Origin of the sequence: Mycolicibacterium phocaicum, assembly GCF_010731115.1 — a bacterium.
GTDB lineage: Bacteria > Actinomycetota > Actinomycetes > Mycobacteriales > Mycobacteriaceae > Mycobacterium > Mycobacterium phocaicum.
On record NZ_AP022616.1, the window covers coordinates 3660003 to 3672985 of the forward strand.

10 protein-coding genes are annotated in these 12983 nt (G+C 69.9%); 7 read left to right on the forward strand and 3 right to left on the reverse strand.

Going from position 1 to position 12983, the window contains the following annotated elements; all coding sequences use genetic code 11:
* Positions 1 to 8 precede the first annotated feature (8 nt).
* On the reverse strand, positions 9 to 644 hold the full coding sequence (locus G6N46_RS17590; protein ID WP_061001337.1) for a TetR/AcrR family transcriptional regulator: 636 nt from the start codon (positions 642 to 644) through the stop codon (positions 9 to 11).
* 257 nt (positions 645 to 901) lie between these two features.
* On the opposite strand from G6N46_RS17590, the gene G6N46_RS17595 reads away from it, so the two are divergent.
* On the forward strand, positions 902 to 3076 hold the full coding sequence (locus G6N46_RS17595) for an FUSC family protein (RefSeq protein WP_163692849.1): 2175 nt from the start codon (positions 902 to 904) through the stop codon (positions 3074 to 3076).
* On the opposite strand, the gene G6N46_RS17600 is transcribed toward G6N46_RS17595, so the two are convergent.
* Both G6N46_RS17600 and ptsP read right to left on the reverse strand, forming a co-directional pair.
* A complete protein-coding gene (locus G6N46_RS17600) occupies positions 3077 to 4051 on the reverse strand; it encodes a pirin family protein (protein WP_064858584.1) in 975 nt (324 codons plus the stop codon). It abuts the gene before it with no gap.
* A gap of 63 nt (positions 4052 to 4114) precedes the next feature.
* Positions 4115 to 5854, reverse strand: a complete 1740-nt coding sequence (gene ptsP / locus G6N46_RS17605; RefSeq protein ID WP_138247562.1) for a phosphoenolpyruvate--protein phosphotransferase — start codon at positions 5852 to 5854, stop codon at positions 4115 to 4117.
* A 102-nt stretch (positions 5855 to 5956) separates the two neighbouring features.
* On the opposite strand from ptsP, the gene G6N46_RS17610 reads away from it, so the two are divergent.
* The 6 genes from G6N46_RS17610 to eccE all read left to right on the forward strand — a co-directional run bounded on the left by G6N46_RS17610 (position 5957) and on the right by eccE (position 12978).
* A complete protein-coding gene (locus G6N46_RS17610; protein ID WP_064858585.1) occupies positions 5957 to 6736 on the forward strand; it encodes a DeoR/GlpR family DNA-binding transcription regulator in 780 nt (259 codons plus the stop codon).
* Positions 6733 to 7710, forward strand: a complete 978-nt coding sequence (pfkB, locus tag G6N46_RS17615; protein ID WP_064858586.1) for a 1-phosphofructokinase — start codon at positions 6733 to 6735, stop codon at positions 7708 to 7710. Before G6N46_RS17610 ends, pfkB begins: the two co-directional genes overlap by 4 nt.
* 25 nt (positions 7711 to 7735) lie before the next feature.
* Positions 7736 to 9754, forward strand: a complete 2019-nt coding sequence (locus G6N46_RS17620; RefSeq protein WP_064858587.1) for a PTS fructose transporter subunit IIABC — start codon at positions 7736 to 7738, stop codon at positions 9752 to 9754.
* Positions 9755 to 9798: 44 nt separating this feature from the next.
* Positions 9799 to 10056, forward strand: coding sequence for an HPr family phosphocarrier protein (locus G6N46_RS17625; protein WP_061000546.1), 258 nt, complete (start codon positions 9799 to 9801; stop codon positions 10054 to 10056).
* Between the two features lie 193 nt (positions 10057 to 10249).
* Positions 10250 to 11596, forward strand: coding sequence for a type VII secretion-associated serine protease mycosin (mycP, locus tag G6N46_RS17630; RefSeq protein ID WP_064858588.1), 1347 nt, complete (start codon positions 10250 to 10252; stop codon positions 11594 to 11596).
* Positions 11593 to 12978: a type VII secretion protein EccE gene (gene eccE / locus G6N46_RS17635; RefSeq protein WP_064858589.1), complete on the forward strand. Its 1386-nt coding sequence runs from the start codon at positions 11593 to 11595 to the stop codon at positions 12976 to 12978. Before mycP ends, eccE begins: the two co-directional genes overlap by 4 nt.
* Positions 12979 to 12983: the final 5 nt, after the last annotated feature.

A 12983-nucleotide genomic window follows, 5' to 3' on the forward strand; every position in this document is an offset into this window, starting at 1 on the left:
AGGCCGGTCTATTCGGTGACCTGCCACAGCTTGTTGGCCAGCAAGAGTTCGAGCCGCTCGATGACGGCGGTCAACTCCTGGTGGCTGCCCACATACCCGGCGTAGAAACCCATGCCCCACATCACGGCGATGAGCATCTCCACCACGGTGGAGACGTCGGTGTCGACGGCCAGCTCACCACGTTCGATGGCGTCGGTGACGGCCCAGGTCACGAAGTCGCGGGAGGCCACGAGCGCGTCGTGCTCCTCCTGGCGCAATTCGGGATGCCGCTGTGCCTCGAGGATCGAGGTCACAAGGAACGCCGCGGCGGACCGGTCCTCGGAGTCGGCCTGGATGGCGGCGACGAAAAACGATGAGATGCGCCGGATGAAGGTGGTCTCCTCCTCGGCCCGGCGACGACCCGCAGCGACGACCATGGCATTGGTCTGATCGAGGACCTCGCCATAGAGCACGCGCTTGTTCGCGAAGTAGTGATTGATCGCTGGGCGCGTGAGATCTGCGCGGATCGCAATGGCTTGGAATGTTGCTGCGTCATAACCAAGTTCACTGAAAACCTCGCGTGCGGCGCGCAGGATGCGCTCACGAGTTTCGGCCGCCTTCGCCGCGGGAGGGCGACCCGGGCCTCGGGTGGCGATGTACGGCATCGTCAAATTGTGCCATAGATCTCGGCCCGACCCTGCTCGTATGCGACGCACGCTCGTCAAAATCGCCTCTTCCAGCAAACTTGCAGTTCTGTCAACAACCGATTGCTGTGCGGCGCGCGGTTCCCGGCCCCCGCCCGGTCCCGATCGGTAGCCGGGCCAGGAACGACCCCGGGGCGGCCGGCGGCCGCGGGAGACCGGGACCACAGGCGTGTTGTTGCCGACGCATGGCGGCGTCAGCCAAATTAATGTTGGGCGCCATGACGGGCGTGGTGTCGCGAGAGTCGCCGACGTTGCGCCGGCAGCGGCTTGTCACCCGGCTGCGCGACAAGGATCCGGAGTACGACGCCCTCCGGCGAGCGACCCGTGCCGGTGTGGTGCTCCCGGTCGTCGCGATCGCCGGACTGGCCGCCGGCACCGCCGTCGGGAGCAGGTCGCAGACGACCATGTTCGCCATCTTCGGCGCGGTCGCGCTGCTGGTGGTGGTGGATTTCCCCGGGAACCGCCCGGCGCGGGCGCTGGCCTACGCCGGGCTCGGCTTGAACGGCACGGTCCTGATCACCCTGGGCACGTTGCTGTCCCCACATCCGTGGCTGGCGGTGCCGGCGATGTTCGCCGTCGGATTTCTGGTGACTTTTTCCGGCGTTCTCAGCGAGATCATCGCCGCCGGGCAGCGCTCCACCCTCATGACGTTCGTGCTGCCGGTGTGCACGCCGGCGGGGCCGGTCCCTGATCGACTGCTCGGCTGGGCCGTCGCCTGGGCGATCGCCGTCCCGGCCGCACTGTTCCTGTTGCCGCCCACCCACCACGACGACCTGCGCAAGCACGCCGCGCAGGTGTGCCGCCTGCTGGCGGCCCGGCTGGAAGGGTCCGCCACCGCGCAGGAACTCTCCGACGCAATGGAGGCCCTGGCCGACAACTTCCTCGGCGCCGACTTCCGGCCCGTCGGACTGACCGCCGGCAGCCGCGCCCTGGTGCGGGTCGTCGACGACCTGCGCTGGCTGTGTGACCGCGCCACGGACGCCACCGGCTCCCTGCTCGCGGAGACGCGTGGGCCGGCGATCCGGGTGCTGAACGACTGTGCCCAGGTGCTCAGCACGCCGCGCGCCGCGGGCCGCGATCGCTACCGCGCCGACCTGGCCGACGCCCTGACCGCGCATCGGGCCGCGACCCGCGGGCGTTACCGCGAAGACATCGAGCAGATCCGGGCCGAGCACGACGATCTGCTGGCCGTCGCGACGGGCCGGAAACTGTTGCGGCTGCGCACCTTCTCGGCCTGTATCGGGGCCACGGGCCGCGTCATCGGACTGGCGGCCGACGCCGACGCCCGGCCGGTATGGGCCCGCGTGCTGGGTCGGCGGCTGCCTGCGCACGGGAACCTCGACCGGGTGCTGTCCGAATCCCAGGCCGTGTCGGCCATCCCGTCGGGTTTCGTGGCCACGCGAGCGGTGGTGGTACAGAACAGTCTTCGCACTGGAATCGGACTGGCTGTAGCCGTAGCCGTCGTGCATCTGTTTCCGCTGCAGCACGGATTCTGGATCGCCATGGCATCGCTGTCGGTGCTGCGCAGCAGCGCTTTGACCACCGGGACCCGCGTGTTGCGCGCCGTGGGTGGCACCGCGATCGGATTCCTCCTCGGCACGGTGGTGATCCATCTGATCGGCGCGAACCCCGTGCTGCTGTGGTTCGTCCTTCCGATCGTGGCGTTCGGTTCTGCCTATGTGCCCGATGTGTTTTCGTTCGTCGCGGGCCAGGCGATGTTCACGATGCTGGTGCTCACCATCTACAACCTCATCAGCCCGGCCGGTTGGCGCGTCGGGCTGATCAGGCTCGAGAATGTCTTGGTCGGCGCCGCCGTGGGTGTGGTGGTGTCGCTGCTGCTGTGGCCGCGCGGATCCGCTGCGGTCGTCCAGCGCACGCTGGAGGCGGCCCGCAGCGCCGGCACACGGTATCTGACCGCGGCCGTGCGGCGGGTGACACGCGGTGCCTCCGAAGCCGCCACCGACCGGGTGCACGCGCTGAGCTTCGACGCCCTGACGGCCTCGCGGACCGTGGATGATGCGGTGCGCCACTTCCTTTCGGAGAGCAGCGGGGCCACGGAACTGCGGGCACCGGTGGTCCGGGCCGCCAATCAGACGGTCCGGTTGCGGGCGGCGGCCGACCTCATCGCTGATGTCGTGCCGCCGCCACTTGCCCCGTACCGCGCTGCCCGCGATGTCCTCGAAGCGCACACCGCCTCGATCTGCGCCCGGATCGCGGGCACAGAAGACCCCGGCGCCGCAGGGCGCACACCCATCAGTGACGACTTCGTGCTCGCCCTGCGTGCCGAGACCGGCGGCGGAAACCTGTCGGTCGAGGCCGCGCTGCCTCTGGTGACCGTCGCCGCCAGCCTCGGCGAGCTGGAACTGCTCTATCCGGATGCAGCGCCCGCGTGATCAGTGCCCGGGCCGGTGCGGCTGCAACGCGTTCGGCGGGATGTTGCCGAACTTGCCGGACTGGAAGTCCTCGAACGCCTCGATGAGCTCCGACTTGGAGTTCATCACGAACGGGCCGTAGTGGAAGACCGGTTCCCGGATGGGCTGGCCGCCGAGCAACAGCACCTCGAGCGCGGGCCGGTTCGAGTCCTGACCTTCGTCGGCAGCGACGGTGATCCGGTCCCCCGGCCCCAGCACCGCGAGCTGACCCTGGTGGATGGGGTGGCCGACGGGTCCGACGGTGCCACGTCCGGACAGGATGTAGACGAGCGCGTTGAACTTGCGGTTCCACGGCAGATCGAGTCGCGCTCCGGGCGCAATTGTCGCGTGCGCCATGGTGATCGGCGTGTGCGTGCCACCCGGGCCCTTGGCGTCGCCGATCTCGCCGGCGATGACGCGCACGAGCGCGCCACCGTCGTCCGACGACAGCAGCGTCACATCGGTGCCCTCGATGGCCTGGTACCTGGGGGCGGCGAACTTGTCCTTCTTGGGCAGGTTCACCCACAGCTGCAGGCCGTGGAACAGGCCACCGCTCTCGACCAATTCGGCCGGCGGCGTCTCGATGTGCAGGATGCCCGACCCAGCGGTCATCCACTGCGTGGCGCCGTCGGTGATCAGGCCGCCGCCACCATGGGAATCCTGGTGCGCGAAGCGGCCGTCGATCATGTAGGTCACGGTCTCGAACCCGCGGTGCGGGTGCCAGTCGGTGCCCTTCGGTTCACCGGGTTCGTACTCGACCTCACCCATCTGGTCCAGGTGGACGAACGGGTCGAGGTCGGCCGGGCTGACCCCGGCGAAGGCTCGGACCACCGGGAAACCCTCGCCCTCATAGCCACGGGGGCCGGTGGTGATGGACCGCACCGGGCGTTCTGTGTCGCTCGGCGCAGCGGAAGCAATACGCGGCAAGCTGATCGTGTCAGCAGTGATAGCAGGCATGTCACCTATAACCGGACTGCGGTCCGATTAATTCCAGATGCTACTGCACCCGAAATCCGCCGGTCAGGGGGTCGACAGCGCGGCCAGCGCCGCGCTGCGGGCGTCCGCAGACGACTCAGCGGCCAACGCCGCGTCGGCGGCTGCCCGGCACTGCTCGAGCGTCACCCCGGACAGGGCGGCGCCGACCGCACGCACCGCGGCTGCTGCCGTCGACAGCGACGTCACGCCCAATCCGACCAGCACGCACGCCAGCGCCGGATCGGCCGCAGCCTCCCCGCACACCCCGACCGGCTTGCCCTGTTCGGCACCCGCCTTGGCGGCCGTGCCCACCAGAGCCAGCACCGCCGGCTGCCATGGATCGCTCAGCGTGGCCAGATCGGCCGACATCCGGTCCGCGGCCATCGTGTACTGCGTCAGATCGTTGGTACCGATCGACAAGAAGTCGACGTGCCGCAGAATCCGATCTGCCGACAACGCCGCGGCGGGCACCTCGATCATCACGCCGGGCGTCAGGCCGAAGGACCGCACCTGTGCCGCAAAGGCTTTGGCTTCCGCGGGCGTCGCGATCATCGGCGCCATCACCCACGGACGCTGGCCGGTCGCGGTTGCCGCAGCCGCGATGGCCTCGAGTTGGCGGGTCAGCAACTCCGGATTGCCCTGGGCGATGCGGATGCCGCGGACGCCGAGCGCCGGATTCGCCTCATCGGCATGCCCGGCGAAGCGCAGTGGCTTGTCCGAACCCGCGTCGAGCGTCCGCACCACCACTTTGCGATCGGGGAACGCGGCCAGCACGTCGCCGTAGATCTGCGCCTGCTCGTCGACGGTCGGTTCGAGATCCCGGTTCAGGAAGCACAATTCGGTCCGGAACAGACCGATGCCCTCCGCCGGGGTCTCGGCCGCCGCGTGCGCTGCGGCACCGTCCTGCACGTTGGCGAGCACCGCGACCCGATGTCCGTCAGCGGTGGCACCGGGGCCTCGCCAGCTGTCGGCGAGGTCGGCCTCACGGCGCGCACGGGCCACGGCAGTGGCGGCCGACGTCGCGTCGGGCTCGATCTCCACGGTGCCGTTGGTGCCGTCCACCAGCACCATCGTTCCGGACTGCACCTGCTCGAGTCCGGCGACCGCCACGACACACGGAATGCCCAGTTGCCGGGCGATGATCGCGGTGTGGCTGGTCGGCCCGCCCAGGCTGGTCACCAACGCCACCACCAGATTCGGGTCCAGCCCGGCGGTGTCGGCGGGCGCCAGGTCCTCGGCGCACAGCACCGAAGGCACGTCCGGCACCGGCACGCCGGGCTCGGGCAGCCCGCGCAGTTCGGCGATCACCCGGTCCCGGATATCCCTGAGGTCCGCGACGCGTTCGGCCATGAGTCCGCCCATGCGCGTGAACATCTCGACGAACTGGTCCGCCGTCGCGACGACCGCACGCACTGCGGTCATGCCGTCGGCGATGCGCTTGTCCGTCGCCGACGCCCAAGCGCGGTCCTGCGCAAGGGTCGCGGTGGTGGCCAGTACCTCGGCAGCGGCTCCGGTGGCTCGCGCGGCGCGGCTGCGAAGCCGGTCCGCGACCGTCACCGAGGCTGCCGCGAAGCGCTCCCGCTCCCCCGGCCGCTCCGGCTCTCCCAGTTCAGCGGCGGTGCCGTCGGCGTCCGGCTTCGGTCGCGCCCCGGGCCACAGCACCGGCGCGTACCGCACTCCGCCGACGGCGGGAACCCCGTGCAGCACCACAGGTGCACCGCTGGGCGAACGATCGGTCTCCACGTCGACCACCAAAGGCGACGGGCTCACAGATGTCTGGCTCATGTGATGTAGATTACTCCGAACCGTTGACAAGTCAACACATCCAAGCGTAAAACAAACAATACAAAGATCGAATCGGATGCGTTCCCACACCACTGGAGGGTCATGTACGCGGAAGAACGGCAGCAAGCCATCGCCGCGCGAGTCCTCGCCGACGGTCGCGCCTCCGTCAACGAACTCGCCGAGACCTACGACGTCACCACCGAAACAGTGCGCCGGGACCTCGACGTCCTCGACAAGGCCGGCGTCATCCGGCGGGTGCACGGGGGAGCGGTACCCGCCCGCACCCTGCACCTCGTCGAGCAGGGTGTCGTCCAGCGGGACTCCACCCAGACCCAGCAGAAGGCCGCCATCGCGGCGGCAGCCGTCGCCCTGCTTCCCGCCACCGGCGGAACGGTGCTGATCGACGCCGGCACCACCACCGCGCGCATCGCCGACCTCATCCCCACCGACCGCGACCTCGTCGTCATCACGAACTCCATCCCGGCGGCCGCGAAGCTGACGTCCAACCCGACGGCGTCCCTGCAGTTGCTGGGCGGCCGCGTCCGCAGCATCACCCAGGCCGTGGTGGGGGAGCAGGCCCTGCGCACACTCGACTCCCTGCGCGTCGACGTCGCCTTCCTCGGCACCAACGGCATCAGCGTCCGGCACGGCTTCTCCACCCCGGACAGCGACGAGGCCGCCATCAAGCGCGCCATGGTCCACTGCGCCAACCACGTTGTCGTGACGGCGGATTCGAGCAAGTTCGGCCGGGAAGACCTGGTCAGTTTCGCGCCACTGTCGGCGGTGCGAACCGTCGTCACCGACACCGAGATCCGCGCCCACGAGCGTCAACAACTCATCGACGCCGGCGTCGACGTCATCTGCGCGGAGGCCGGCGCATGATCGTCACCGTCACCCTGAACCCGAGCCTCGACCGCACCCTGTCGCTCGACGAGCCGCTGACCAGGGGAGCGGTACACCGCCTCACGCCCGTCTCCACCGAGCCGGGAGGCAAGGGCGTCAACGTATCTCGCGCGCTGACCCAGAACGGTGTGGACACCGTCGCACTGCTGCCGGCCGCCGACCACGATCCGATCCTGGCGGGGCTGACGGCCCGCGGCGTGCCGTTCCACAACATCGCCATCCCGGGCGTCGTCCGCAGCAACCTGACCATCACCGAAAAAGATGGCACCACAACCAAACTCAACGAACCAGGGGCACATCTGGACGCCGCCGCGCTGGCAGCCCTGACCGCGGTCGTCTGCGACCGCGCCGCGGAAGCCTCCTGGGTGGTGCTGTCCGGATCGCTGCCGCCCGGGGTTCCCGACGACTGGTACGCCGACGTCGCAGCCCGGCTGGCGGCACTGCCGTGCCGCGTCGCGGTGGACACCTCCGAGCGACCGCTCACCGCCCTGGCCGAAGCCTTCGCCACCGCCGCCCCTGACCTCATCAAGCCCAACTCCGAGGAACTGGCCTGGCTGACCGGCCGTTCCGCGCAGGAACTGGAAGACGCTGCCGCGCAAGGTGATCCGCTGCCCGTCGTAGCCGCGGCCCGTCAGCTCGTCGACCGCGGGGCCGGCACGGTGCTCGTCACGCTCGGCGGCGCGGGCGCCGTCCTGGTCGACCGGGACGGGACGTGGGCGGCCACGGCCCCGTCGATCGTGCCGCGCAGCACCGTCGGCGCCGGTGACGCGTCACTGGCGGGATACCTCGCCGCCACCATCGCCGGCGCCGCGCCGGAGCAGCGGCTCCAGACCGCCGTCGCCTACGGCAGCGCCGCTGCGTCCCTGCCGGGCTCAGCACTGCCCAGCCCAGACCAGATCGACGTGAAAGCCGTTCGGGTACAGGCTGTCACGTCCGCCTCCGCCCACCTCTGATCCGTCTGATCCAAAAGGAACACCCATGCCGATCATCACCTCGGAACTCGTCGCACTCGACGTCGACGCCGGTCCCGACAAGCAGAATGTGATCGAACTACTGGCCGCCCGGATGGCCGAAACGGGCCGTGCCACCAACGGAGACGGACTCGTCGAGGCCGCCCTGGCGCGTGAATCCCAGTCGGCCACCGGGCTTCCCGGCGGCATCGCGATCCCGCACTGCCGATCGCCCCATGTCGACGAACCGACCATCGGCTTCGCCCGCCTGGCGCCCGCGGTCCCGTTCGGCGCCCCCGACGGTCCCGCCGACCTCGCGTTCCTCATCGCCGCACCGGAATCCGGCGGCGCCGAGCACATGAAGCTGCTGTCGAGCCTGGCCCGGGCCCTGGTCCGCAAGGATTTCGTCGAACAGCTGCGTGCCGCGGGCACCGCCGATGAAGTGGTCGCACTCGTCGAGGGTGTGGTCAGCCCGGTACCGGCAGCCACGGCCGCATCCGCGACGCCGGCTCCGGTCGCTCCCGCCGCCGAGCCCGCACCCAAGGCCTCGATCATCGCGATCACGGCGTGCCCCACCGGAATTGCCCACACATACATGGCCGCCGACGCCCTGAAACTGGCCGCCGACCGCGCCGGTGTGCATTTCACCGTCGAAACCCAGGGCTCGTCCGGCTCCACCCCGTTGTCGGCCGAGACCATCGCCGCCGCCGACGCCGTCATCTTCGCCACCGATGTCGGGGTCAAGGACAAGCAGCGCTTCGTCGGCAAGCCCGTCATCGCCTCCGGGGTCAAGCGGGCCATCAACGAACCCGACACCATGATCGCCGAAGCCGTTGCGGCGGCGAAGGATCCGCAGGCCGCCCGAGTCCAGGGCGACGCCGCGGCGCCCGCCACCGAGAACCGCGGCGGGCTGGGCTGGGGCACCCGACTGCGCCAGATCCTGCTGACGGGCGTCAGCTACATGATCCCGTTCGTGGCGGCCGGCGGCCTGCTGATCGCGCTGGGCTTCCTGTTCGGGGGCTACGAGATCGCCAACAAGCCTGCCGGACAATCGGATTCGCTCGCGCACATCATCGCGACCACCAACTCGCTGACCAACCTGCCCGCGGGCGGCCTGATGCAGTACCTCGGCGCGGTGCTGTTCACCCTGGGCGGGCTGGCCTTCGGCTTCCTCGTCCCGGCGCTCGCCGGGTACATCTCCTTCGCCATCGCCGACCGCCCCGGCATCGCACCGGGTTTCACCGCGGGCGCGGTGGCCGTCACCGTCGGCGGCGGATTCATCGGTGGCATCGTCGGCGGCCTCATCGCCGGCTTCGCCGCACTGTGGATCGCGTCGTTCAAGGTGCCCCAGTGGTTCCGCGGCCTCATGCCGGTGGTGGTGATCCCGCTCGGCGCCTCGCTGATCGTCGGCCTGTCGATGTTCCTGCTGCTGGGCCGTCCGCTGGCGGCCGTCACCTCGGGTCTGACCCATTGGCTCGGCAGCATGTCCGGCAGTTCGCTGATCCTGCTCGGCGTCATCCTGGGCCTCATGATGTGCTTCGACCTGGGCGGACCGGTCAACAAGGCCGCTTACTCCTTCGCCGCCGCCGGGCTCAACATCACCGACGTCGCATCGCTGCGGATCATGGCCGCCGTCATGGCGGCCGGCATGGTGCCGCCGCTGGCCATGGCGTTGGCCTCCGCCCTCCGGCCCCGCCTGTTCACCGAACCCGAACGCGAGAACGGCCGGGCCGCATGGCTTCTCGGCGCCTGCTTCATCAGTGAGGGCGCCATCCCGTTCGCCGCCGCCGACCCGCTGCGCGTCATCCCGTCGATGATGTTCGGCGGCGCCGTCACCGGCGCCATGGTGATGGCGTTCGACGTGACGTCCAAGGCACCGCACGGCGGCATCTTCGTCTTCTTCGCCATCGGAAACCTCATCTGGTTCGTGGTGGCAGTGCTCGTCGGCGCCGTCTGCAGTGCAGTTGCGGTCATCGCCGCCAAGAGCGCCGGCAGGTCGCTTCCGCCGGTCGACACGACCGCGGCCCTGCAGCCCGCCGCCAGCTGAAACTTCCCGATCAAGGAACCAACCCAACAACACAAGGAGAAGCCATGCCCAGCAAGACCGTCACCGTCGGATCCGCCGTCGGCCTGCATGCCCGTCCGGCAGCCGTCATCTCCGAGGCCGTCATCAATTCCGGAGCGCAGGTCACCCTGGCGGTCGACGGCGGGGAACCCGTGGACGCCGGCTCGGCCCTGATGATCATGACGCTCGGCGCAGGCAACGGAGCGCAGGTGACGGTGGCGTCCGACGACGAAACCGCCGTGGCGACCATCGCGGACCTGGTGTCGCAGGACCTCGACGCCTGACGCGCGTCGCTCGGGGTCGCTCCCGGCAGCCACAGAAAGCGCACAGAGCCCCCGCTACGCACCACTAGTATGAATTCGTGCTAGATGCGTACGGGGAGGGCATCGCGGAACACGGCGGTGTCGTAGCGGGGAAAATGTCACGGGGGACTCGGAACATCACGAGCGGCCGTCCCCATGGTGGGGGCGGTAGCTCGTGCGCCGTCTAGCCGCCCTGGCTGCGGCGCTGCTGCTGGCTGTCGCCAGCGCACCGCCCGCGATGGCCATCGAACCGCCGGCCATCGACCCCGGCGCCGTCCCGCCCGACGACACCGGCCCCGATCAGCCGATGGAGCAGCGCAAGATCTGCTCCGCGCCGACCGTGCTGCCGAACACCAACTTCGCCGACAAGCCCTGGGCGGCCGACTATCTGCACCTCGCCGAGGCGCAGAAGTTCGCCACCGGAGCGGGCGTCACCGTCGCCGTCATCGACACCGGTGTGAACGCCTCGCCGCGGGTTCCGGCCGAGCCCGGCGGCGATTTCGTCGACAAGGGCGGCAACGGCCTGTCGGACTGCGACGCCCACGGCACGCTGACCGCGTCGATCATCGCCGGCCGCCCGGCGCCGACGGACGCGTTCGTCGGCGTCGCCCCCGAAGCCCGCATCCTGTCGCTGCGCCAGACTTCCGAGGCGTTCCAGCCCAAGGACTCCCGCAGTGACCCCAATGACCCGAACACCACGCAGACCGCCGGGTCGCTGCGCAGCCTGGCCCGCGCCATCGTGCACGCCGCGAACCTCGGCGCCCAGGTCATCAACATCTCGGAAGCCGCCTGCTACAAGGTGACCCGGGCCATCAACGAGACCACCGTCGGGTCGGCCATCGCGTATGCGGTCAACGTCAAGAACGCCGTGGTGGTCGTCGCGGCCGGCAACACCGGCCAGGACTGCAGCCAGAACCCGCCGCCGGACGCCGCCGTGCCGTCGGACCCGCGGGGCTGGAAGCAGGTGCAGACCATCGTCTCGCCCGCCTGGTACTCGCCGCTGGTGCTGACCGTCGGCGGCATCGGACCGCAGGGCCAGCCGAGCAACTTCTCGATGTCCGGCCCCTGGGTCGGCGCGGCCGCGCCCGCCGAAGGCGACACCGCGCTGGGCTACGACGGCAATCCCGTCAACGCGCTGACCGGCCAAGACGGCCCGATCCCGATCAACGGCACGTCGTTCGCGGCCGCGTACGTCTCGGGCCTGGCGGCACTGCTGCGGCAGCGGTTCCCCGACCTGACGGCCGCGCAGATCGTCACCCGCATCACCGCGACGGCGCGGCATCCCGGTGGGGGAGTGGACAACTACGTCGGCGCCGGTGTCATCGACCCGGTGGCGGCGCTGACCTGGGATGTTCCCGCCGGCCCCAAGCAGGCGCCCTACCAGGTCAAGAGCATTCCGCCGCCGGTGTACATCCCGCCGCCCGACCGCGGACCCATCACCATGGTCGTCGTGGCCGGTGCCGCGCTGATCGTGCTGCTCGGCCTGGGCGCGGTGACCCGCCGTGCGCTGAGGCGCCGATGAGGCACTTCGGGCTCCGCTTCACCACGGGGCACCTGCTGTGGGCGGCCACGCTGGTGCCGGCCGTCGTGCTGCTGTGCATGCATTTCAACCTGCTGTGGCTCGGCATCACGCTCGGTGTCCTGATCGCGCTGTTCTCGGTCCTCGCCATCCGCGGACGGCGGCTGACGGGCTGGATCGCCGCGATGTTCGCCTGGCGGCGCCGGCACAAGGTTGCCCCACCGGCGCCCTCGGAGCCGGCCGTCGGAGCGACCGTCATGCCCGGCGACCACGTCGCGGTGCGCTGGCTGGGTGACCACCTGATCTCGGTGGTCGAACTGGTGCCGCGCTCGTTCACCCCCACGGTGATCGTCAACGGCGAGGCATTCACCGACGACAACCTCGACACCCGACTGGTGGAGCAGTTACTCGCGGCACACGGACCGGACCTCGAGGCGGACATCGTCTCGGCCGGCTACCGCGTCGGAAAGACCGCCCCGTCGAGCGTCGTCGCGCTGTACGAGCAGGTGGTCGGCCCCTACGCCGCCCCGGCCAATCGGCGGACCTGGATCGTGTTGCGCGCCAACCCCGACGAGACCCGCCGGTCGGCCCTGCGCCGCGGCACCGGGATCTCCGGCCTGGCCAGCTACCTGGTGGCGACCACCACCCGCATCGCCGACCAGTTGGCCAGCCACGGCATCGACGCCCGCCCCGCCCGCAGCTTCGAGGAGTACGACCGCGCGACCGCGATCAGCTTCGAGCGCGAGACATGGTCAACCATCAAGGGCCGCAGCACATTTACCGCGGCCTACTCGGCACCCGGCGGCCCCAACATGTGGTGGTCGGCCCGCGCCGACCACACGATCACCAGGGTCCGGGTGAAGCCGGGACACGCGCCGACGGCGACCGTGCTGCTGACGACGCTGGCCACGCCGACGACACCCCGCGGCTTCTCGTGTCTGTTCGGTGGGCAGCGCGCCGCGCTCGAGGGGCTGAGCCCGATCACCGACCGGCACTACGAGCTGCCGATCGGCTCGGCCGGCGTGCTGGTGGGGGAGACGGCCGACCGGTACCCGGTCTACATGCCGTTCGACAACGTGGACTCCACGATCAACCTGGGCGACGCGCACGTGTTCACGCAGTTCGTCGTCCGCTCGGCGGCTGCGGGCGCCGTCGTCACCTTGGCGCCGCAGTTCAAGGAATTTGCGGGGTTCATCAACGCCCGGATCGGGAATGTTCCGAAGGTGGTGTGGCCCAACGCCACCACCTATCTGGGTCCACACCCGGGTATTTCACGAATTCTGTTGCGCCACAACTTTATCGACACGCCTCGCCACCGTCAGCTGCCCATCCAGCTGATCAACCCGCGCGAGGAGAGCCGGTTCCAGATGGCGCTGGAGAAGTAAGGGGG

Excerpts from the sequence above, each read along its gene's own strand:
- G6N46_RS17590 (WP_061001337.1), bottom strand. The coding sequence starts at position 644 with ATGCCGTACATCGCCACCCGAGGCCCGGGTCGCCCTCCCGCGGCGAAG.
- G6N46_RS17595 (WP_163692849.1), top strand. The coding sequence starts at position 902 with ATGACGGGCGTGGTGTCGCGAGAGTCGCCGACGTTGCGCCGGCAGCGG.
- G6N46_RS17600 (WP_064858584.1), bottom strand. The coding sequence starts at position 4,051 with ATGCCTGCTATCACTGCTGACACGATCAGCTTGCCGCGTATTGCTTCC.
- ptsP (WP_138247562.1), bottom strand. The coding sequence starts at position 5,854 with ATGAGCCAGACATCTGTGAGCCCGTCGCCTTTGGTGGTCGACGTGGAG.
- G6N46_RS17610 (WP_064858585.1), top strand. The coding sequence starts at position 5,957 with ATGTACGCGGAAGAACGGCAGCAAGCCATCGCCGCGCGAGTCCTCGCC.
- pfkB (WP_064858586.1), top strand. The coding sequence starts at position 6,733 with ATGATCGTCACCGTCACCCTGAACCCGAGCCTCGACCGCACCCTGTCG.
- G6N46_RS17620 (WP_064858587.1), top strand. The coding sequence starts at position 7,736 with ATGCCGATCATCACCTCGGAACTCGTCGCACTCGACGTCGACGCCGGT.
- G6N46_RS17625 (WP_061000546.1), top strand. The coding sequence starts at position 9,799 with ATGCCCAGCAAGACCGTCACCGTCGGATCCGCCGTCGGCCTGCATGCC.
- eccE (WP_064858589.1), top strand. The coding sequence starts at position 11,593 with ATGAGGCACTTCGGGCTCCGCTTCACCACGGGGCACCTGCTGTGGGCG.